At 67.5% G+C, this 20227-nt stretch carries 18 protein-coding genes; 4 read left to right on the forward strand and 14 right to left on the reverse strand.

Going from position 1 to position 20227, the window contains the following annotated elements:
- Positions 1-4: 4 nt before the first annotated feature.
- Positions 5-1165, forward strand: a complete 1161-nt coding sequence (locus tag LCM32_RS00650; protein ID WP_224819135.1) for a TIGR03862 family flavoprotein — start codon at positions 5-7, stop codon at positions 1163-1165.
- A gap of 309 nt (positions 1166-1474) precedes the next feature.
- On the opposite strand, the gene LCM32_RS00655 is transcribed toward LCM32_RS00650, so the two are convergent.
- The 4 genes from LCM32_RS00655 to leuS all read right to left on the reverse strand — a co-directional run bounded on the left by LCM32_RS00655 (position 1475) and on the right by leuS (position 6264).
- On the reverse strand, positions 1475-2083 hold the full coding sequence (locus LCM32_RS00655) for a glutathione S-transferase family protein (RefSeq protein WP_224819136.1): 609 nt from the start codon (positions 2081-2083) through the stop codon (positions 1475-1477).
- A gap of 93 nt (positions 2084-2176) precedes the next feature.
- Positions 2177-3202 carry a DNA polymerase III subunit delta gene (gene holA, locus LCM32_RS00660; protein ID WP_224819137.1) on the reverse strand — a complete coding sequence of 342 codons (1026 nt, stop codon included), beginning with the start codon at positions 3200-3202 and terminating at the stop codon, positions 2177-2179.
- A 4-nt stretch (positions 3203-3206) separates the two neighbouring features.
- Positions 3207-3731, reverse strand: a complete 525-nt coding sequence (locus LCM32_RS00665; protein WP_224819138.1) for a twin-arginine translocation signal domain-containing protein — start codon at positions 3729-3731, stop codon at positions 3207-3209.
- A complete protein-coding gene (gene leuS, locus LCM32_RS00670; RefSeq protein WP_224819139.1) occupies positions 3718-6264 on the reverse strand; it encodes a leucine--tRNA ligase in 2547 nt (848 codons plus the stop codon). The genes LCM32_RS00665 and leuS overlap by 14 nt, the downstream gene beginning before the upstream one ends.
- 164 nt (positions 6265-6428) lie before the next feature.
- On the opposite strand from leuS, the gene LCM32_RS00675 reads away from it, so the two are divergent.
- Positions 6429-7673: a glycosyltransferase family 4 protein gene (locus tag LCM32_RS00675; RefSeq protein ID WP_224819140.1), complete on the forward strand. Its 1245-nt coding sequence runs from the start codon at positions 6429-6431 to the stop codon at positions 7671-7673.
- A 91-nt stretch (positions 7674-7764) separates the two neighbouring features.
- Here the strand turns inward: LCM32_RS00675 and LCM32_RS00680 are convergent, their stop codons facing one another.
- A complete protein-coding gene (locus LCM32_RS00680; protein ID WP_224819141.1) occupies positions 7765-8256 on the reverse strand; it encodes a DUF3576 domain-containing protein in 492 nt (163 codons plus the stop codon).
- Positions 8257-8733: 477 nt separating this feature from the next.
- Here LCM32_RS00680 and LCM32_RS00685 point away from each other — a divergent pair, with 477 nt between their 5' ends.
- Positions 8734-9585 carry a porin gene (locus LCM32_RS00685; protein ID WP_224819142.1) on the forward strand — a complete coding sequence of 284 codons (852 nt, stop codon included), beginning with the start codon at positions 8734-8736 and terminating at the stop codon, positions 9583-9585.
- Between the two features lie 171 nt (positions 9586-9756).
- On the forward strand, positions 9757-10404 hold the full coding sequence (locus LCM32_RS00690) for a YggS family pyridoxal phosphate-dependent enzyme (protein WP_224819143.1): 648 nt from the start codon (positions 9757-9759) through the stop codon (positions 10402-10404).
- Between the two features lie 41 nt (positions 10405-10445).
- On the opposite strand, the gene LCM32_RS00695 is transcribed toward LCM32_RS00690, so the two are convergent.
- From LCM32_RS00695 to purH, 9 genes are all read right to left on the reverse strand, one after another.
- On the reverse strand, positions 10446-11192 hold the full coding sequence (locus tag LCM32_RS00695; RefSeq protein WP_224819144.1) for a gamma-glutamyl-gamma-aminobutyrate hydrolase family protein: 747 nt from the start codon (positions 11190-11192) through the stop codon (positions 10446-10448).
- On the reverse strand, positions 11183-12169 hold the full coding sequence (locus tag LCM32_RS00700; protein ID WP_224819145.1) for an amidoligase family protein: 987 nt from the start codon (positions 12167-12169) through the stop codon (positions 11183-11185). The genes LCM32_RS00695 and LCM32_RS00700 overlap by 10 nt, the downstream gene beginning before the upstream one ends.
- A 73-nt stretch (positions 12170-12242) precedes the next feature.
- Positions 12243-13430 (reverse strand): 23S rRNA (adenine(2503)-C(2))-methyltransferase RlmN, encoded by a 1188-nt coding sequence (gene rlmN, locus LCM32_RS00705; RefSeq protein ID WP_224819146.1) that lies wholly within the window; start codon positions 13428-13430, stop codon positions 12243-12245.
- A gap of 171 nt (positions 13431-13601) precedes the next feature.
- Positions 13602-14129: a hypothetical protein gene (locus LCM32_RS00710; RefSeq protein WP_224819147.1), complete on the reverse strand. Its 528-nt coding sequence runs from the start codon at positions 14127-14129 to the stop codon at positions 13602-13604.
- 330 nt (positions 14130-14459) lie between these two features.
- The gene (locus tag LCM32_RS00715) at positions 14460-15845 is read right to left on the reverse strand and encodes a M16 family metallopeptidase (RefSeq protein WP_224819148.1); all 1386 of its coding nucleotides are present in this window, start codon (positions 15843-15845) and stop codon (positions 14460-14462) included.
- Positions 15842-17197: a M16 family metallopeptidase gene (locus LCM32_RS00720; protein ID WP_224819149.1), complete on the reverse strand. Its 1356-nt coding sequence runs from the start codon at positions 17195-17197 to the stop codon at positions 15842-15844. The genes LCM32_RS00715 and LCM32_RS00720 overlap by 4 nt, the downstream gene beginning before the upstream one ends.
- Before the next feature lie 294 nt (positions 17198-17491).
- Positions 17492-17998, reverse strand: a complete 507-nt coding sequence (locus LCM32_RS00725; RefSeq protein WP_224819150.1) for a DUF3035 domain-containing protein — start codon at positions 17996-17998, stop codon at positions 17492-17494.
- 69 nt (positions 17999-18067) lie between these two features.
- The gene (gene lspA, locus LCM32_RS00730; protein WP_224819862.1) at positions 18068-18538 is read right to left on the reverse strand and encodes a signal peptidase II; all 471 of its coding nucleotides are present in this window, start codon (positions 18536-18538) and stop codon (positions 18068-18070) included.
- An 88-nt stretch (positions 18539-18626) separates the two neighbouring features.
- Positions 18627-20216, reverse strand: a complete 1590-nt coding sequence (gene purH, locus LCM32_RS00735; RefSeq protein WP_224819151.1) for a bifunctional phosphoribosylaminoimidazolecarboxamide formyltransferase/IMP cyclohydrolase — start codon at positions 20214-20216, stop codon at positions 18627-18629.
- Between the last annotated feature and the right edge of the window lie 11 nt (positions 20217-20227).

Below are 20227 nucleotides of genomic sequence, written 5' to 3' on the forward strand. Positions count from 1 at the left end.
AGACGTGGCTGAGATCTGGGTGATCGGCGCGGGCCCGGCGGGGCTGATGGCGGCAGAGGCCGCGGCGGGGCAGGGCCACCGGGTCGTGCTGGCCGAGGCCATGCCCTCGCCCGCGCGCAAGTTCCTGATGGCGGGCAAGTCGGGGCTGAACCTGACCAAGGACGAGCCCTTCGACCGGGTCCTCGCGGCCTATGGCGGGGCGGCCCCTGTGCTGCGCCCGATGCTGGAGGCCTTCGGCCCGCGCGACGTGCAGGACTGGGCCGAGGGGCTGGGGCAGAGGCTCTTCACCGGCTCCACCGGGCGGGTCTTCCCGGAGGCGATGAAGGCCTCGCCGCTGCTGCGGGCCTGGCTTGCGCGGCTCGACGGGCTGGGGGTGACGCTGCACCGGCGCTGGCGCTGGACCGGCTGGGGGGACAGCCCGCGCAGCCTTCGGTTCGACACGCCCGAGGGCCCGCGGGAGGTGACGCCCGATGCGGTGGTGCTGGCCTGCGGCGGGGCCAGCTGGGCGCGGCTCGGCTCCGACGGGGCCTGGGCGGAGTGGGTTGCGCCGGTGGCGCCCTTCCAGCCCGCGAACTGCGGGTTCCTCGTGGCGTGGTCCGAGAAGATGGCGCCCCAGTTCGGCCGCCCGGTGAAGGCCGTCGCCCTGCGGGCCGGGGACCGGGTGAGCCGCGGGGAATTCGTGATCTCGGCCCGGGGGGTCGAGGGCGGGGCGGTCTATGCCCTGGCCGACCGGCTGCGCGAGGGCGTGCCGCTGGTGCTGGACCTCGCGCCCGACCTGGCGCTCGAGGAGGTGCGGGCCCGACTGTCGCGCCGCAGACGCGGGGATTCGCTGGCCAGCCACCTGCGCAAGGCGTTGAAGTTCGACCCGGCGAAACGGGCGCTGCTGATGGAATGCGCCCGCCCCCTGCCGGAGGACGTGGCGGGTGCGATCAAGGCGCTGCCCCTGCCGCTGACAGGCCCGCGGCCCATGGACGAGGCGATCTCGGTCGCGGGCGGGCTGCGGTTTGCGGCGCTGGACGCGGACCTTGGCGTCGTGGAACGGCCGGGCGTCTTTGCCTGCGGCGAGATGCTGGACTGGGAGGCCCCGACGGGGGGCTACCTGCTGACCGCCTGCCTTGCGACCGGCCGCTGGGCCGGTCTGGCCGCGGCGCGCGCCTGCGCCTGAGGCGCTGTCCGGAAAATGCACATTTTCCGGTCCGTTTTCTTCGAAGAAAACGGGCAAGGCCGAGAGGGTGTGCCTCGGGTTCGGCTAGGCGCGGAAAATTCTTCGAAGAATTTTCCCAAGAATTTTCGAAAATTCTTGGGTGGGGCCGAGGCCGTGCGCCTGGGGGGATGCCGGCGGGGGGCTGTCTGCCCCCCGCCGCTGGCGCGGCCCCCCCGAGGATATTTCTGCAACGAAAATGAAGGGCCCCGGCGCGTGATGCGGCGGGGCCTTTTTATGGGGGCGGTGCGTAGGCGGGGGCAGGCGGCTTTTTCAGGCGGCCTGGGCCGTCTTTTCCGAGGTGACAGCGCGTTTGTAGGCGGGACGGGCGCGCAGGCGGGCGGCATAGGCGGCCAGCGGCTCGGGCGGCTCCGGGAAGCGGGCGGCGGCGGCCCAGTTCAAGCAGTGCAGCGTCAGGATGTCGGGCACCGTCATTTCCTCGCCGGCGAGGTAGGGCTGATCCGCGAGCCGGGTGGCGAGGCTGGTGAGGTTCTTTTCGTACTCCCACCGCAGCGCGGGCTTGATGTCGGGCACCCGGCGCTCCTCGGGCAGGATGAAGGTGTGGCGTGCGGCGGTCCAGATCAGCGCCTCTATCTCGTCGAGCACCTGGTGGGTCAGGGCGTCCTGCCGGGCGCGGGCCAGCGTGCCCGCCGGATGGGTCAGCCCGCCGTGACGGTCCGCGAGGAAAGTCAGGATGGCGACGGAATCGGTTACCGGCTCCCCGTCCACCAGCAGGATCGGCACCTTGCCGAGGGGCGAGAGCGCGCAGACCGCGGCGGAGCGCGGCTGTTCGATCTGGCGGGTATAGGGCTGTTCCAGTTCCTCCAGCGCCCACAGGACGCGGAAGGTGCGGTTCATCGGGCTGCCGATCAGCGTGTACATGTCTGTCCTCCTCCTCGGGCGCAGCTCCTCCACCGGCCCATGGGCGCAGCAGAGCCGAAAAGCGGCAGCGCGTAAAGGGGAGGCGGATGTGCCCTAACGGCGCGCCAGCATGGAGAGCCGGATCAGGGCGCGTTCCACGAGGGCCTGTTGCGGGGCGCTCTGCCCGGCGGAGCGCAGGGTGAGGTCGGTGTCCGTGAGCAGGGTGATCGCCTGTTCGAGGCGTTGGGCGTCCCAGCCCTGCGCCTGCCGCAGCACCTTGTCGCGGCGCGGCCCGAAGACCGGCGGGCGCAGCCGGCCGATGCCCTCCTGCGGGCCGCCGGGGGCGGAGGCGACGGTGTAGAGCGTACGGAAGTGGCGCATCGCCCCGATGCAGAGCGTGACCGGCGCCACGCCCTGCCCCTGCAGGCGGCGCAGCACCATGCCGAGGTCCTTGGCGCGGCCCTCGGCCACCACGTCGAGCGCATCGTCAAGGGCGGCCTCGATCGAGCGCGGGGCGACCTCGGCGATGTCCTGCGCGGTCACCGGCGTGTCGTCGCGGAACTTGTAGAGCGCGAGCTTCTCCAGCGTCTGGCGGAAGTCGCCGGGATCGAGCGTCTTGGCGAGGTCGGAGAGGTCGCGCAGCGCCTCGGGCGGCAGGGTCTTGAGGCCCGCGCGCTTCAGGTCGGCCTCGATCTCTTCCTGCGTGGGCGGGTTGTCGTAGATCGCGGCGCAATAGGCCGAGCGGTGACCCTCGAAGGCCTTGCGGATCTTGGAGGTGGGCTTCAGCTGGCCGGCGGTGATCACGATCTGAGCATCGCCGGGGCGCCAGTCTTCCAGCGCGGTGAGGATCGCGGGGGCGGCGGTCTCGTTCGCCTCTTCCACGAAGGCCACGCGCGGGCCGGGGAAGAACCCCTGCGCCTTGATCGCGTCGAGCAGCTGCGCCGGGTCCTTGCGCAGGTCCGCGCCCTGCATCCGGGTCAGGCGCATCTCGGCCTCGCCCTCGGGGCCGATCAGGGCCGCGATCACCTCCTGCCGCTTCAGGGCCACGCGCATGGCGTCGGGCCCGTAGATCAGCAGGCCCGTGGCCTCGGGATCGGGCCGGGCGAAGTAGCGCGGGGCGTCGCGGGGCGAGAGCTTCATCGGCTCAGACCGCCGAGGGGTCGGCAGGCAGATCGGGGGCGATGGCGTAGAGCCGGGTGGCGATCCGGTCGGCGAGGATGGTCATCAGCCGTTCGCGGGCGTCCATTGCGGCGGATTGCGTCGCCACGGTGGAGCCGGTGGCGGAATAGCCGGTGAAGCTGGAGACCTCGCCCGAGGTGATCACGTCGCCGGTGGCAACGGCGGTCAGGGTGAACATCGCCGCCCCGGTCACGTTGATCCGGGTCGCGATGTTCGAATCGGTGATCGCCATGCGTTCCTCGTCCACCCGCAGGGTGATCTGGAGGAAGTAATCCGGGTTGCCGGACCGGCCGAAGAGCGATTCCAGGTGGGTGACCACGTCATAGGCGTCGCCGTCCTGCGGAGCCTCGATCTGCATCCGGTTCACCAGCCGGGTGGCCCCGCCCTGCGGCGCATAGGCGGGGGTGAAGCCGCAGGCGGCGAGGCCGCCCACGGAAGCGCCCGCGGCTGCGAGCAGGGTCAGAAACCGGCGTCGGTCAGACAACGACATTCACGATCCGTCCGGGGACGACGATGATTTTCTTGGGCTGGGCCCCGTCCAGCGTCCGGATCACAGCTTTGCTGGACATCGCCAGCTTTTCAACCTCGTCCTTCGGCATGTCGCGCGGCACGGTGATTTCGCCCCGGCGCTTGCCGTTGACCTGGATCGGCAGGGTGACGGTGTCCTCGACCAGCATCGCCTCGTCGGCCTGCGGCCAGGGCGCGTCTGCGATCAGGCCCTCGCCGCCCAGCAGGGACCAGACCTCTTCCGCGAGGTGCGGGGTCATCGGCGACATCAGCTGGGCCAGAACCAGCGCGGCCTCGCGCTTGGCCGCGGCCCCGGCCTTGGACTTGCCGAGCGCGTTGGTGAAGGCATAGAGCCGCGCGATGGAGGCGTTGAAGCCGAAGCTCTCGATCCCCAGCGTCACGTCGCGCACGGCCTTGTGCATCTCGCGCAGCAGGGCCTCGTCCTCGGTCGCATCCGCGGGTGCCGCGGCGTCGATCTCGGCCGCGATGCGGTAGACGCGCGAGAGGTGCCGGTGCGCGGCCTCGGCGCCGGCGGCGGTCCATTCCACGTCCCGTTCCGGCGGGCTGTCGGAGAGCACGAACCAGCGCGCGGTATCCGCGCCATAGGCCGAGATGATCGAGACCGGGTCGACCACGTTCTTCTTCGACTTCGACATCTTGGCGGAGGGGATGATCTCCACCTCGGTGCCATCGGCCAGCTTGCCGTCGGTCACATCCTCGGGGAAGTGGTAGACGGGGCGGTCGTTGGCGTCCTTGGTCTGGTAGATCTCATGGGTGACCATGCCCTGCGTGAAGAGCGCGTTGAACGGCTCCTGCGCGGTGGAGGGCAGGTGGCCGCAGATGTGCATCGCCCGGGCGAAGAAGCGCGAGTAGAGCAGGTGCAGGATCGCGTGCTCGATGCCGCCGATGTACTGGTCGACGTTCATCCAGTAGGCGGCCTCGGTCATGTCGATGGGCACATCGGCGCGCGGCGAGGTGAAGCGCGCGTAGTACCACGAGCTGTCCACGAAGGTGTCCATCGTGTCGGTCTCGCGCCGCGCGGGCTTGCCGCAGGTCGGGCAGCTGCAGTCGCGCCACGTCGGGTGCCGGTCCAGCGGGTTGCCGGGCGTGTCGAAGGTGACATCGTCGGGCAGCTTGATCGGCAGGTTTTCCTTCTTCTCGGGCACCACGCCGCAGTCGGCGCAATGCACGACGGGGATCGGGCAGCCCCAGTAGCGCTGACGGGAGAGACCCCAGTCGCGCAGGCGGAACTTGGTCACGCCGCGGCCGACGCCATTGGCCTCGCAGAAGTCGATGGCGGCATCGACGCCCTGTTCGCCGGTCTGGACCTCTTCGCCCGCGAAGCCGCGCACGTAGCGGACCTTCTCGGACTTCAGCGGCACGAAGGCCTCGCCCGCCGGATATTCGCCCTCGACCGGTTCGAAGGTTGTGACGATGGGCAGCTCGTACTTCGAGGCGAACTCGTAGTCGCGCGGGTCATGGGCCGGGCAGCCGAAGATCGCGCCCGTGCCGTAGTCCATCAGGATGAAGTTCGCGATGTAGACCGGCAGTTCCCATGCATTGTCAAAGGGATGGCGCACCTTGATGCCGGTGTCATAGCCCAGCTTCTCGGCGGTCTCGATCGCCTCTTCGGTGGTGCCGCCCTTGCGGCATTCCTCGCAGAAGGCGGCGATCTTCTCGTCCTTCGCGGCCAGTTCCTTGGCCAGCGGGTGATCGGCCGAGATGCCGACGAAGGAGGCACCCAGCAGGGTGTCGGGGCGGGTGGTATAGACCTCGACCCGGTCATGGCCGAGCTCTTCCTCACCCTCGACGAGGCCGAAGGAGAACTGCAGGCCGCGCGACTTGCCGATCCAGTTGGCCTGCATCAGCTTGACCTTGGCGGGCCAGTCGTCGAGCCCGTCGAGCGCCTCGAGAAGGTCCTTGGAGAAGTCCGAGATCTTGAAGAACCACTGGGTCAACTCGCGCCGTTCCACCAGCGCCCCCGAGCGCCAGCCGCGCCCGTTCTCGACCTGTTCGTTCGCAAGAACGGTCATGTCGACGGGATCCCAGTTCACCACGGCGTTCTTGCGGTAGACGAGACCCTTTTCCAGGAAGTCGAGGAACAGCGCCTGCTGCTGGCCGTAGTATTCCGGATCGCAGGTGGCGAATTCGCGCGACCAATCGATCGACAGACCCAGCGGCTTCATCTGGCCGCGCATGTCGGCGATGTTGTTGTAGGTCCATTCCTTGGGGTGCCCGCCCGAGGCCATGGCGGCGTTTTCCGCCGGCATCCCGAAGGCGTCCCAGCCCATCGGGTGCAGCACGTTGTGCCCGGTGGAGGACTTGTAGCGCGCCACGACGTCACCCATCGTGTAGTTGCGCACGTGGCCCATGTGGATGCGCCCCGACGGATAGGGGAACATCTCGAGCACGTAATACTTCGGTTTGTCCTGCGCCACTTCGGCGCGGAAGATGCCGGCCTTGTCCCAGGCCTCTTGCCACTTGGCTTCGATTTCGGCGGCGGAATAGCGCGACATGCGGCGTCCCCTGCGGTTTGAATGCTTGGGTGGCGTGATATGCGTCCACGCGGGGCGGGTCCAGAGGATATCCCGTGGAAATGCGGCATTGGCGGGTCTTCCCCGACGCCTTTTGAGCGGTATAACGGGTATCAGAGGCAGGAGTGACGCGAGGACCGGCAGGCATGAAGATATTGGTGATCCACCAGAACTTTCCCGGGCAGTACAAACACCTCGCCCCGGCGCTGGTGCGCGCGGGGCATGAGGTCGTGGCCCTGACGCTGCGGGTCGAGAAGCCCGTCGTCTGGAACGGGGTCCGGCTGATCCCCTATACGCTGGGAGAAAGCCGCAAGCAGCAGACCCACCCGTGGGTGCTGGATTTCGACAGCAAGGTGACGCGCGGCGGGGCCTGTTTCCAGGCGGCGCGGGCGCTGCGGTCGCAGGGCTACACGCCCGACGTGATCCTGGCGCACCCCGGCTGGGGCGAGGCGCTCTTCCTTGGGGATGTCTGGCCCAATGCGCGGATCGGCGTCTACAGCGAGCTCTATCACATCGACGGCTACCCGCATGTCGGCTTCGACCCGGAGTTCCCGGTGCGGGATCCGGAAGCCGACCGGGTGCGCCTGCGGCTCAAGAACCTGTACAACCACCTGCAATTCGACGCGGCCGACATGGGGATCAGCCCGACGCGGTTCCAGGCGGATACCTTCCCGCAGCCGCTGCGCGACAAGATCACCGTGATCCATGACGGCATCGACACGGCCGCCCTCGTGCCCTGGCCCGAGGCGACCTATACGCTGCCCAACGGCCGCGTGCTGAGCCGGGCGGACGAGGTGATCACCTTCGTGAACCGCAACCTCGAACCCTATCGCGGCTATCATGTCTTCATGAGGGCCCTGCCGGAGCTGCTGCGCCGCCGCCCCAATGCGCAGATCCTCGTCGTTGGCGGGGACAGCGTCAGCTACGGGGCACAGCCCCCGGCCGGAAAGACGTGGAAGCAGATCTTCATCGACGAGGTGCGGGGCCAGATTTCCGATGAAGACTGGGCGCGGGTCCATTACCTCGGGCGGATTCCCTACGACAAGTTCACGGCGATGCTGCAGCTGAGCCGGGCGCATATCTACCTGACCTATCCCTTCGTCCTCAGCTGGTCGATGCTGGAGACCATGAGTGTCGGCGGCGCGCTGGTGGCCAGCTCCACCGACCCGGTGAAGGAGGTCCTCACCGATGGCGAGAACGGGCTGCTGGTCGATTTCTTCGACGGCAAGGGGCTGGTGGACCGGGTCGAGGAACTGCTGGACGACGAGGGGCTTCGCCGCCGTCTTGGCATGGCGGCCCGGGATTTCGTCACGTCGGGCTACGACCTGAACCGCCATTGCCTGCCGCGCCAGATGGAATGGGTCAACGCCCTCGCGCAGGCGCGGGGCTGACCGTCCCGCCGGCACGTTCGGGCCTGAAACGAAAGAAGGCGCCCTAAGGGGCGCCTTTTCCTTTGGCTGCGGCCAGTTCCGGCGGCTGCGCTCAGCGCTTGCCGTCTGCCACGCGCAGCTGGCGGGCGCGGGTCAGGATCGCATCCTCGACCGCGCGCTGCGTGGAGGTGGCGACCTGCCGGCCGGACCGGTCCATCAGCGCGACATGCAGCGAGCGCGCCTCGAGGGCCGGATCGCTCACGAGGATCGTCGCGCGGTAGGACTGACCGCCCCCCGGGGGGACGCCGTAGCCGGTGGTGATGACGCCGGTGAAGGGATCGACGGATTCAACGGGAAGGAAGCTCAGCACGTCGAGCGAGGCGTTCCAGAGGTAGCGGTTCACCGCCACCTGGGTGCCATTGTCGCGCTGCTTGAAGAGATCCCAGAGGCTGCTGCCGGAGAGCCCTTCCGGGTCCGAACCCGTCGTGCGGATACGCTCCATCGTCGCGTCGTTCTCCGCGGTCGGGGCCGTGCCAACGCCACAGCCCGTCAGGAAAATCGTGGCCGCCAGGCCCAGAGCAGCGGTGGTGCGCGTCAGGTTCATTCGAGGATCCCGTTCCAGTCGTCTGCTCCGATGTACCGAAGGCGGCTATCCGGGGCAAGCGCCTTTCCCGTCGCGCAAGGCCCGCTGACCCAGCCGTGATTGAGGCTGCGCACAGGGAAGCGGCGCAGGGAAGGGGCGCCGGGACCGGGGCCGCGCCGCGCGTACGTACATGAGACTCTATACGCGCCAGTCCGCGGCAGGGGCGGGGCCGCGTCGGCCGGTAGACAGGGCGACCGTGCAAGGCCGTTCCGTCGGGCCGCCTCTGTTTGCGTCTCCCCCGGACGCCCCTTCCTGACCTTTGTAAGGGCATCTCGCGAGGGGCCCCCCTGAAACTGTGGCACCTTTGCACCAATTGCGGCATCGGTTTGTTCCGGCGAGGGCGGCAGACTTGCAATGAAAGGGTGAAAAGAGCGAAACCCCCTTCATACCCAATCCGGATTCTCCGATTGGGGCACTCTGAGAAACCGAGGGAAACACATGAAAAAGATTCTCTTCGCGTCGACTGCCCTGGCCCTGACCGCCGGCGCCGCCGCAGCAGAAACCAGCATCGCAGGCTATGGCCGTTTCGGTGTTGTCTACGACGAATCGAAAGCTGACGAGACCTACATCGAGCAGCGCTTCCAGCTGACCTTCACCGGCACCACCACCGCCGACAACGGCCTGGTCTTCGGTGGCAAGATGCGCATCCGTTCGCAAGAATCGGGCGACGTCACCCTGGACTCGACCGCAAACGCGGCTCAGATGTTCATCAAAACCGGTGGCCTGACCCTCGAAGTCGGCAACGTTGACTGGGCACTCGACAACATGCCGGGCGCTTCCTTCAACACCACCATCGGCCTGCAGAACTTCTGGGGTCCCTCGGGCATCGACGCGTACTCCTCGCGCGGCGCTTCGAACACCGGCGTTGCAGTGATCTACTCGATGGCTGGCTTCACCGGCCACATCTCGTACGACGTTGTGACCGAAGACGTTGACGGCTACGTTTCGTACGAAACCGGCGGCTACACCTTCGCTCTGGGCGCTTCGGACTACGACTCCGGCCTCGCACCCGAGTGGATCCTGACCGCAGGCGGCACCGTCGGCATGGTTGACTTCTCGGCTGGCTACACCGGCTACGACAACTACGGCTTCTGGTCCCTGTACGGCGGCGCCGACGTTGGCGCAGCAACCGAAGTCCGCGGCTTCCTGGCCTACGACGACGGCGCAGAAGAGTGGGGCGTTGGTGCCGACTTCGAGCACGACCTGGGCGGCGGCGCTGCTCTGACCGGCGGCGTGTTCAACATGTACGACATCACCGAGGCCGACCTCGGTGTGACCTTCAGCTTCTAATTCTTAGAAGCCGGGTTACTCGGTACAAAGGGGGCGGTTCCGCAAGGAACCGCCCTTCTTCGTTGTCGCGACCCTGTCGCCCGGACCCGCGTCCGGGTGTTTTCGTTTCCGGGTCTTTTCATTTCGGGCGCCATGTTGTTCCTTGGCGCTGAACTGCAAGAGGCCCCTCCCATGTCGCTGACCGAGATCCGCACCCGTATCGCCAAGGCCGAGGCCGACGCCGGCCGCCCCGCGGGCGATGTCACCCTGATCGCCGTCTCCAAGATGCAGCCCGACGAACGGGTCGAGGAGGTGCTGAAGGAAGGCCAGCGGGTCTTTGGCGAGAACCGCGTGCAGGAGGCCGCCGGCAAGTGGCCGATGTTCCGCGAAACCTATGACGGGATCGAACTGCACATCATCGGCCCGCTCCAGACCAACAAGGCCCGGCAGGCGATGGAGCTGGCGCAGGCGATCCACTCGGTGGACCGGCCCAAGCTGGCCAGCACGCTGGCCCGTCTGGCGCAGGAAATCGGCAGCTGTCCCGAGCTCTACATTCAGGTAAACACCGGCGAGGAGCCGCAGAAGGCGGGTATTCTGCCCGGCGATGCCGATGCCTTCGTGGCCGAGTGCCGCGGGCTCGACCTGCCGGTGAAGGGTCTGATGTGCATCCCCCCGGTGGAAGAGGAGGCCGCGCTTCACTTCGCGCTGCTGGCCAAGATCGCCGAGCGCAACGGGCTGGCCGGTCTTTCCATGGGGATGAGCGGCGATTTCGAGAAGGCGATCAGCTTTGGCGCGACCCATGTGCGCGTGGGCTCGGCCATCTTCGGCGCGCGCGACTGACAGGATACGCCGGGGCCTGCCGCCCGGGACCGATAACAGGTTCAGAGCGGGCGCAGCGCCTCGGCCACGGCGTCGAGCTGCGCGCCCGGTTCGCCCTCCGGCGCGGCGCGGCCGGTGCGGGCGGCAGTGACCAGCGCGCGGAAGAGTGCCCGCTGGCGATTGGCATAGAAGAGATGTTCCGGGTGCCATTGCACCCCCACGGCGAAGGGCGGCTCCGCCCGTTCGATGGCCTGGATCATGCCGCCTTCGTCCCGCGCTGCGACCTTCAGCCCGTCCCCAAGGCAATCGACCGCCTGCGTATGCAGGGCGTTCACCTTCATCGGCGCATCACCCGCGATCAATGACAGCTGCGTGCCCGGCTGCACCTGCACCCGCTTACGGGGCAGGATGGTGCGGATGCGGCGGCTGTCCATGTATCGGCCATAGGCGTCCTGCTCGAGCGTGCCGCCGAGGGCCACGTTCAGCATCTGGCTGCCCCGGCAGATCCCGAGCACGGGCTTGAAGGCGGCCTGTGCCTCTTCGACCAGCCGCCGCTCCAGCGCGTCACGGGCGGCATCGAAGCGGGCCGAGGCCACGAGCGCCCCACCGTAAAGATCGGGCGAGATGTCGTCGCCACCCCCGATGATAATCCCGTCCACGAGGCCCACATGCGCGGGCCGTCCCGCACCCCAGCGCACTGCCTGACCGCCAGCGAGCCAGATGTTCAGCGCGACGAGGGGAAATATCCGCCAGCCCGACCGGGCCGAGGTGGTGACCCCGATCAGGGGCCGGCCGTCCGTCAGGGGCATTGCGGCAGCTCCAGCCCGCTGTCCTCCAGCAGGGCGCCGCAGCGCCGGGCCCAATTCTGGCGGTTGAGCGTGATCGGCCCGTGGCTGTCGAGCCATTCGCCTGCGAGCCGTTGCAGAAGGACCGTGTCCTCGGCGATCCGTTCCACCAGCAGCCAGCGGTTCCACTCATCCGCGAAGGACCAGCCCGGATCGTCGATCCGGCAGTCGGGCAGGCGGAAGTGGAAGGCAGGCCGTGCGCCCGTGCCATGATCCGGCCCCAGCGCCCGTTCCACCGTCTGCGGATCGCGCCAGGCAAAGATCGGCAGCATGTCGAGGCCGAAGTTCCGGCTTTGCAGGTGGTCGAGGTAGGTGCCCTGCACCCGGTCGGGCGTGGCATCCGGCCCGAGGCGCGCGAGGTCGGCGACCAGACGGGTGGGGTAGGGTGCGGTGAAGGGCAGCACCTTGCGGCTGTCGTCGATCGGCAGGGCGCGGCGCATCCAGTCCTCGATCAGCGCATAGGCCAGCAGCGGCCGGGTGATCCCTGCCGCATCCTCCGAGGCAATCTGGATATTCAGGTGCAGCCCGAAGCCATAGAAGACATGGGCCGAGGAGCCCTGTGCCCCCTCTTGGCGCATCGGGCCGCGTAGCGCGTCCAGCGCCTCCAGCCCGGCGAGGTCCAGCGGCTCGGTCACGATCTCGACCGGGATCACCTCGCGGCCGAGTTCCATGCCCGCGATCCGCACGGTGCGCGAGCCGGATTTGCGCAGGGCGGTGTCGAGATAAATCTCGATCCGGCCCAGCTTGGAGCCGGTGATTTCCCAGTCGGTCTCGTCGGTGCAGCGGGCCTTGCCGCCCAACTCGCGGGCCAGCAGGCGCGCGGTTTCGCTTTCGGTCAGGCCGGTGAATTCGATCTCTACACCACAGCGGCGCGGATCGCCCTCCGGCGTGTTTGGCCGGGGCAGGGGGGTAAAGCGGGTCAGGGTCGTGCGCTCGGTCATCGGTATCTCAACCTCGTGATCGTTGCGTCGGTTCCCTTTCTGACCGGTTTTGCCCGTTCTGTCAGCCGTCCTGTCAGCCCTGCGAGGCTTCCGCCTCGATCTGGGCGCGCGACTTGCGGGCGCGTTCCGTGGCCGATTTCAGCTGGCCGCAGGCGGCCATGATGTCCTCGCCGCGCGGGGTGCGGATCGGCGAGGCATAGCCCGCCTTGTGCACGATGTCGGCGAAGGCCTCGATCCGCGACCAGTCCGACCGCTCGTAAGGTGCGCCGGGCCATTCGTTGAAGGGGATCAGGTTGATCTTGGCCGGGATGCCCTTGATCAGGTTCACGAGACGGCGCGCATCGGCATCCGTGTCGTTCACGTCCTTCAGCATCACGTATTCGAAGGTGATCCGCTCGCTGTTGGAGAGGCGCGGATATTCCTTCAGCGCGGCGATCAGCGTCTCGATGTTCCAGCGCTTGTTGATCGGCACCAGCTTGTTGCGCACCTCGTCGGTGGTCGCGTGGAAGGAGACCGCCAGCAGGCAGCCGATCTCTTCCGCGGTCTTAGCGATCTCGGGTACGACGCCGGAGGTCGACAGCGTGATGCGGCGGCGCGACAGGGCGATGCCCTCGCCGTCCATGGCGATCTTCATCGCGTCGCGCACGTTGTCGAAGTTGTAGAGCGGCTCGCCCATGCCCATCAGCACGATGTTGGACAGCAGGCGGGTCTCGTCCTTCGGCTCGCCGGGCTTGGGCCATTCGTTCAGGTCGTCGCGCGCCAGCATGATCTGGCCCACGATTTCGCCCGCGGTCAGGTTGCGGACCAGCTTCTGGGTGCCGGTGTGGCAGAAGGAACAGGTCAGCGTGCAGCCCACCTGCGAGGAAATGCACAGCGTGCCCCGGTCGCTTTCGGGGATATAGACCACCTCGACCTCATGCCCGCCGGCGATCCGGACGAGGTACTTGCGCGTGCCATCGGCCGAGACCTGCTTGGACACGATCTCGGGCAGGTCGATGGTGAAGGTCTCCGCCAGCAGGGCGCGGTAGTCCTTCGAGAGGTTGGTCATCGCCGCGAAGTCGCGCACACCCCAGTGATAGACCCACTGCCAGACCTGATTGAGCCGCATCTTGATCTGCTTCTCGGGCGTGCCCGCTTCGATCAGGGCCGCGCGCATCGCGTCCCGCGTCAGGCCGACGAGGTTCAGCTTGCCGGTTTCGGGCAGCTTGCGCGGGATGGTCATCACATCCTGCGTGATGGGCGCAGTGGCGTCATTGGGCATCGGAAAGGTCCGGTCTGTCAGGCAGATATCAGGGCGATAGGGCATATAGGGCCCGTCGAAGCGCAGATAAATAGCGGATTCGCGGGCAAAAGGAAACAGCGCCGTTTGCGCGGCGCTGTCGGGGGCCATCGCGGCCCGGATTTCAGTGGCCGGGGCAAGCCCCGGGCCGGATCAGTTGGTGCAGCGTTTCTCGGCTTCTTCGACCATCGCGGTGAAGCCCAGAAGCGAGAAGCTGTCCTTGGTCGCGGTGCCGCGGCCCGAGACGCCGGTGACGACGGCGGAGGAGCCACGCTTCATCGCGGTCAGGATCTTGCTGTCCTCGGAGGGGGAGGCGGGCCAGGCCCACTCGCCCTCGGTGAAGAGCTCGAACTCGGTGCCGTCGACGTTCAGGTTCACGGTCGAGCCGTCCCGGAACGGATAGCCGCCGGTGAAGGTGATCTGGCCGGCCACTTCCGCGCCGGGGCGGAAGAAGGCCATCAGCAGGATGTCCCCGCGGCGCACCGAGACGGTCCGACCGTCCTTGGTGTTCACCGTCTCCTTCGGCGCCGACACGGCCCAGCATTCGCGGGGCTCGCTGCCTTCGAAGACACTCCAGTCCGTGCGCTCAGCAACCTGATTGTCGCTGATCTGCTGCGCAACTGCACCCGAAGCGGCCAGGGCAATGTAGCCGGCCACGGCGAACGCAATTCGTGATTTCATATGTCCAGCCTCCAAGCTGTCCTTGCCCCTCAGGGCGCCTCAATCGGCCCCGCCCGCGTTCAACCGCCTGTTTCGGCATCGGGCCATTTTGCACTCGACAGTGCAATAGTAGCTTGAAATTCGCCACAGGCGAAAGGTGCATTGGCAAAAAATCGCGTAGCTGTGAGGCGCTGTCAGGTGGCATTGCGCGGCCCTGCGGCCTTCCCCTGCAGGCGCGCGCGGCCCGTCGCCGTCGCACCTGTCCGCAAGGGAGGCGGCAGGCAGGAAAAAGCCGCCCCGGGGGAGGGGCGGCTGTCTCGCAATCGGGGGGCCGCTTCGCGCGGGCCCGGCTCAGTTCGAGGTTTGCGCGGGCATCGCCTCGGGGGCAGCCTCCTGCTCCCCTGCGGCGGGGGTGATGACCGGGGCATCCTCCAGCCCCTCGGGCTGGCCCACGACGACGAAGCTCAGCTTCTCGGGGTCCATCAGCGTGCGTGCGACGCGGTTGACGTCCTCGAGCGTCACGGCCTCCACCTTGGCGTTCCGGGTGGCGATGTAGTCGATCGGCATGCCGGACATCTGCATCCCCACGAGGATGTTCGCGATCGGCCCGTTGCCGTCGAAGCGCAGCGGGTAGGCCCCGGTGAGGTACTTCTTGGCCGCGGCCAGTTCCTCTTCGGTCACGCCCTCTTCGCGGGCCTTGCGCCATTCGTCCCGAATGAGACCCACGGCTTCCGCGACACGGTTGTTGGCGGAGGCGAGAGAGCCCATCCAGACCTTCGCCTGATCGCGGTCCACGAGGTAGGAATAGACGCCGTAGGTGAGGCCGCGTTTCACCCGGACCTCTTTCATCAGGCGGCTTTCGAACCCGCCACCGCCGAGGATCGTGTTCAGCAGGTAGGCGGCGAAGAAGTCGGGATCGTCCTGCCCCATGCCCGGCTGGCCGAAGAGCACGACCGACTGCGGTGTGTTGAACGGCACCTGCCGCACCTGCCCGTCGAAGGCGGGATTGGCCGGACCGGGCAGGGGGGCACCGGCGGTCGGAAGATCGCCCAGCAGGTCGTCGAGCAGGGTCTTCAGCTCATCCGGCGTGATGTCGCCCACGGCCCCGACATAGAGCCGGTCCTGCGCGATGGCATTGTGCTGGGCGTGGATCAGGTCCTCGCGGGTCAGGGCGCTGACGCTTTCCTCGGTGCCCTCCATGGCGCTGCCATAGGGGTGCATGCCGTAGGTCTGCCGGGCAAAGGCCTCGCCGGCGATGTCATTCGGATCCTGCGCGTTGGAGCGCATGATCGACAGCACCTGCGCCCGCACCCGGGTGATCGCATCCTCGTCGAAGCGCGGCTCGGTCAGCGACTGGTGCAGCAGGTCGATCGCCTCGTCCCGGTTCTCGGTCAGGAACTTGGCCGAGACGGAGAGCGTGTCATCGCTGACATCATAGCCGAAGGAGGCGGCGAGGCTTTCCTTCGCGCGGGTGAAATCCTGCGCGTCCATGTCGCCGGAGCCTTCCTCGAGCAGGCCGCTCATCAGGTAGGTCGCGCCCCGCTTGCCGGGTTCGTCCAGCGAGGCGCCGCCGCGGAAGCGGAGCTCCAGCGCGGTGAAGGGGATCGAGTGATCCTCCACCAGCCAGGCGGTGATACCCCCGTCCGAGGTCACCTCCTGGATGTTCACCTCGGCGCGCAGCGGCAGGGCCGCCAGCGACAGGGCAATCGGGGCCATCAGGCGGAACAGCATGGTCATTGGGTCACCTCCTCGCCGGTCAGCCAGCCGGTGACGGCGTGATCCCGGTTCAGGACCTCCCGCGCGGCGGCCATGATGTCGTCCTCGGTCACGTCCTGCAGGATCTGCGGCCAGTCCTGCACGTCCTGCACCGTCAGCCCCTGCGTCAGGGCCGAGCCGTAGCGCCGGGCGAGGGCATCCACGTCATCGCGGGCATAGATCTGCGAGGCGCGGATCTGCATCTTGATGCGGTCCAGTTCCTCGGTGTCCACGCCATCTTTCATGAAATCGGCCAGCGCCTGGTCCAGCGCCGCCTCGCCCTCCTCGAGGGAGATGCCCTGAGAGGGCACGATGTAGACCCCGAAGAGCGCATCATCGAGCGAGGTGCCGTCATAATAGGCCGAGGCATAGACCGCGGTCTGGCTATCGTATTGCAGCTTCTGGGTCAGGTAGGAGGTCTGCCCGCCGCCCAGAAGCTCCGCCAGCAGCGTCAGCGCCGCGGCCTCCTTCTGGTCGCCCGCGTCCCGCTCCGGGGCGAGATAGGTGCGGCTGACATAGGGCTGGGCGATGCGCGCATCGCGGAAGGTCAGCCGCCGTTCGGCCATCTGGGGCGGCTCCTGCGGGCGCACGCGCTCCGGCAGATCGGGGTTCGCCGGCAGCACGCCATAGTACTTTTCGGCCAGCTCCTTAACGCCCTCGGGCGTCACGTCGCCCGACACCACGAGGATCGCGTTGTTGGGCGCATAGTAGGTCTTGTAGTAATCCAGCGCGTCCTGGCGGCTCAGCGCCTCCATCTCGTGGCGCCAGCCGATCACCGGAATGCCGTAGGGCGAGTTCAGGTATTGCGCCGCCATGGCCTGCTCGCGGTAGAGCGCCTGCGGGTTGCTCTCGGTGCGCTGGTTGCGCTCCTCGATGATCACCTGCCGCTCGGTGGCGATGTCGTCCTCGGAGAGGTTCAGGTTGACCATTCGGTCACTCTCCATCTTCATCATCAGCTCCAGCCGGTCCGCGGCGACGCGCTGGAAGTAGGCCGTGTAATCCTGCCCGGTGAAGGCATTGTCGGTCCCGCCGTTCTCGGCCACGGTCTTGGACAATTCGCCCGAGGCCATGTTTTTGGTGGCCTTGAACATCAGGTGTTCGAGGAAATGCGCAATGCCCGAAACGCCGGGCGTCTCGTCGGCGGCGCCGGACCGGTACCAGACCATCTGCTGCACCACCGGCGCGCGGTGATCCTCGATCACCACCACCTCCATGCCGTTCGACAGGGTGAAATCCGTCACCAGGTCGTTCAGCCCCGGTTCCGCGGCACTGGCCACGACGGGAAGCGCGGCTCCCAGCCCCAGCGCCAGCAGGGGCCCCATTACACGTTGCATGAAAGTTCCTTTCCCCATGGGCTCGTCCCGCAAGATACGCCAGTGGCGTGACCCTGCAAGACACCTGACGGGGATGTGACAGGTGGCGATGGGGTGTGCTCCCCCCTCATCCACTGTTCAGAAATATCCCGGGGGAGACGCGCCGCAGGCGCGGCGGGGGCAGCGCCCCCGATACGGCCACGGGCCGCGAATGGCCAGAACAGATGCGCATAGACCAGCTCAGATGCCCGTTTTCTTCAAAGAAAACGGACCGGAAAATGCGCATTTTCCGTCCAGAGCCGGACTGTCGGGGGCTTACTCGGCCGGCGGGTTCGTCGGGGTCTCGGCCCCGGCGGTGCGCCAGCTCCAGGCGGTGCCACGTCCGTCGAGGGACTCGTCGTCATAGGCCTGGTAATAGCGATCCACCTTGAAGAGCCGGATCTTGGTGAAGCGCTGCTTGCGCTTGCGGAAGTCGGCATCTTCCTGCGCCAGGGTCTGGCGGATGTCGGGCTGCACGCCATTGCGCGTGGCATAGGCCACCAGCTGGCCCTCGTCCGAGGGCACGCCGCTCTGGGCCAGCCGCGCGGGGCTGCCGCCGAGCGCCGCCACGGCATCCGCTGTCGGGGTCTGGTCGGTGCGGTTGCTGCCACCCGGCGTGGGCGTCGGCAGGGAGGTGTAGCTTTCAGGCTGTTCCAGCTCCTTGCCGGGCAGGATCGCGAATTCCTCGGGACCGTCCGACGAGCTCTTGAACGAGCGCAGCTGAGTCACGCCCTCGGGCGTGCTGGAACAGGCTGCCAGCGCCAGAACCGAAATCAGAAGCATGCCGCGCGTCAGGTGCATCGGGTCCCCCTTGCTCACTTTGGACCTGTTTAACGGATCACGCGACCGAGGTCACGCGCCCTTTTTCCGCGCCGGCAGCAGGACCAGCGCCAGCGCGCCGACGAAGATCGCGATATCGGCCACGTTGAAGGCATAGGGGTTTTCGAACCCGCAGCAGGACATGTTGAGGAAATCCGCCACCGCGCCATAGAGCAGCCGGTCCACCACGTTCCCCAGCGCACCGCCGATCAGCAGGCCCGCGGCGATCATGCCCCAGCGGCCCGGCCGTTCCTTGCGGGTCCAGAAGAAGACCGCGACGCAGATCACCAGCGCCAGCGCGATCAGCAGCCAGCGGCCCAGGTCCGCGCTCTGCGACAGCAGGCCGAAGTTGATGCCGTAGTTCCACGCCATGCGGAAGTTCAGCAGCGGCGGCAGAACATCGATCTCGCCCAGGGTCCGGAGGTCCATCAAGTGCACCACCACGTACTTGCTGACCTGGTCGATGAGGAAGGTCCAGAAAGCCGACCAGAAGAGAATGCGCATCCGCATCGAGGCGTGACCTCTTTTGCTGTCGTTGAAAAGGACGGGGCGGCCCGAGACAGGCCGCCCCGCGTCTCCGGGTTGGCCGGGATCAGTGCCGGAAGTGGCGCATGCCGGTCATCACCATGGCGAGGCCCGCCTCGTCCGCGGCCTTGATCACCTCGTCATCGCGCATCGAACCGCCGGGCTGGATCACCGCGGTGGCGCCGGCCTCGGCCGCGGTCAGCAGACCGTCGGCGAAGGGGAAGAAGGCGTCCGATGCCACGACAGAGCCTTGCGTCAGCGGCGCGGTGAGGCCAAGCGCCTCGGCCATGTCCTGGCTCTTGCGGGCAGCGATGCGGCAGCTGTCGACGCGCGACATCTGGCCTGCGCCCACGCCCACGGTGGCGCCGTCCTTGACGTAGACGATGGCGTTCGACTTCACGTGCTTGGCAACCTTCCAAGCGAAGAGAAGGTCTTTCATCTCCTGCTCGGTGGGGGCGCGCTTGGTCACCACCTTCAGGTCGTCTTGGGAGATGAAGCCGTTGTCCTTGTCTTGCACCAGCAGACCGCCCGACACCTGCTTGTAGGCCAGCGCGGCCTCGGCGGGGTTGGCAAGGCCGGGGGTGACCAGCAGGCGCAGGTTCTTCTTCTTGGCGAAGATATCCAGCGCGTCGTCATGGACGCCGGGGGCGATCACGACCTCGGTGAAGATCTGGCTGATCTCTTCCGCCGTCTCGCGGTCGAGGCGGTGGTTCAGCGCGATGATGCCGCCAAAGGCCGAGGTGCGGTCGCAGTCGAAGGCCCGTTGGTAGGCTTCCTTCAGCGTGGCCGCCTTGGCGACACCGCAGGGGTTGGCGTGCTTGATGATCGCGCAGGCCGGGCCGTTCTCGGGCAGGAATTCCGACACCAGTTCGAACGCCGCATCGGTGTCGTTGATGTTGTTGTAGGACAGTTCCTTGCCCTGCAGTTGCTTGGCCGTCGCCACGCCCGGACGGTTGGAGCCGTCGGTGTAGAAGGCCGCACGCTGGTGCGGGTTCTCGCCGTAGCGCAGGTTTTGCGCCAGCGTGCCGGCAAAGGCGCGGCGGCGGGGCGAGGTCTGTTCCAGCGCACCGGCCAGCCAGGTCGAGACGGCGGCGTCATAGGCGCCGGTGCGGGCATAGGCGGTCAGCGCCAGCTGCTTGCGGTAGCCGAGGCGCGTCTTGCCGTCGTTGGCTTTCAGCTCTTCGATCAGGGTCGCGTAATCCTCGACGTCGGTGACGACGTTGACGAACTTGTGGTTCTTGGCCGCGGCGCGGATCATCGCGGGGCCGCCGATGTCGATGTTCTCGATGCAGGTGTCGTAGTCTGCACCCTTGGCGACGGTTTCCTCGAACGGGTAGAGGTTCACCACCAGCAGGTCGATGCCTTCGATCCCGTGCTGGTTCATCGCCGCCACATGCGCCTCGTCATCGCGCAGGGCCAGCAGGCCGCCGTGCACGTTGGGGTGCAGCGTCTTCACGCGGCCGTCCATCATCTCGGGGAAGTTGGTGATCTCGGACACGTCCTTGACGGTCAGGCCTTCGGCGCGCATCGCCTTGGCCGTGCCGCCGGTGGACAGAAGCTCGATGTCCATCGCGGCCAGCTCGCGGGCCAGGTCGATCAGTCCGGTCTTGTCGGATACGGAAAGGAGCGCGCGGCGCACGGGGTAAAGGTCGGTCATCGGGTCGGTCC

The sequence above is a fragment of the Pseudooceanicola nanhaiensis genome (assembly GCF_020171315.1).
Lineage (GTDB): Bacteria > Pseudomonadota > Alphaproteobacteria > Rhodobacterales > Rhodobacteraceae > Pseudooceanicola > Pseudooceanicola nanhaiensis_A.

Bases quoted from the DNA above. Each gene is read 5' to 3' on its own strand.
- LCM32_RS00655 (WP_224819136.1), bottom strand. From the start codon at position 2,083: ATGTACACGCTGATCGGCAGCCCGATGAACCGCACCTTCCGCGTCCTG.
- holA (WP_224819137.1), bottom strand. From the start codon at position 3,202: ATGAAGCTCTCGCCCCGCGACGCCCCGCGCTACTTCGCCCGGCCCGAT.
- LCM32_RS00665 (WP_224819138.1), bottom strand. From the start codon at position 3,731: ATGTCGTTGTCTGACCGACGCCGGTTTCTGACCCTGCTCGCAGCCGCG.
- leuS (WP_224819139.1), bottom strand. From the start codon at position 6,264: ATGTCGCGCTATTCCGCCGCCGAAATCGAAGCCAAGTGGCAAGAGGCC.
- LCM32_RS00675 (WP_224819140.1), top strand. From the start codon at position 6,429: ATGAAGATATTGGTGATCCACCAGAACTTTCCCGGGCAGTACAAACAC.
- LCM32_RS00680 (WP_224819141.1), bottom strand. From the start codon at position 8,256: ATGAACCTGACGCGCACCACCGCTGCTCTGGGCCTGGCGGCCACGATT.
- LCM32_RS00685 (WP_224819142.1), top strand. From the start codon at position 8,734: ATGAAAAAGATTCTCTTCGCGTCGACTGCCCTGGCCCTGACCGCCGGC.
- LCM32_RS00690 (WP_224819143.1), top strand. From the start codon at position 9,757: ATGTCGCTGACCGAGATCCGCACCCGTATCGCCAAGGCCGAGGCCGAC.
- LCM32_RS00695 (WP_224819144.1), bottom strand. From the start codon at position 11,192: ATGCCCCTGACGGACGGCCGGCCCCTGATCGGGGTCACCACCTCGGCC.
- LCM32_RS00700 (WP_224819145.1), bottom strand. From the start codon at position 12,169: ATGACCGAGCGCACGACCCTGACCCGCTTTACCCCCCTGCCCCGGCCA.
- rlmN (WP_224819146.1), bottom strand. From the start codon at position 13,430: ATGCCCAATGACGCCACTGCGCCCATCACGCAGGATGTGATGACCATC.
- LCM32_RS00710 (WP_224819147.1), bottom strand. From the start codon at position 14,129: ATGAAATCACGAATTGCGTTCGCCGTGGCCGGCTACATTGCCCTGGCC.
- LCM32_RS00715 (WP_224819148.1), bottom strand. From the start codon at position 15,845: ATGACCATGCTGTTCCGCCTGATGGCCCCGATTGCCCTGTCGCTGGCG.
- LCM32_RS00720 (WP_224819149.1), bottom strand. From the start codon at position 17,197: ATGCAACGTGTAATGGGGCCCCTGCTGGCGCTGGGGCTGGGAGCCGCG.
- LCM32_RS00725 (WP_224819150.1), bottom strand. From the start codon at position 17,998: ATGCTTCTGATTTCGGTTCTGGCGCTGGCAGCCTGTTCCAGCACGCCC.
- lspA (WP_224819862.1), bottom strand. From the start codon at position 18,538: ATGCGCATTCTCTTCTGGTCGGCTTTCTGGACCTTCCTCATCGACCAG.
- purH (WP_224819151.1), bottom strand. From the start codon at position 20,216: ATGACCGACCTTTACCCCGTGCGCCGCGCGCTCCTTTCCGTATCCGAC.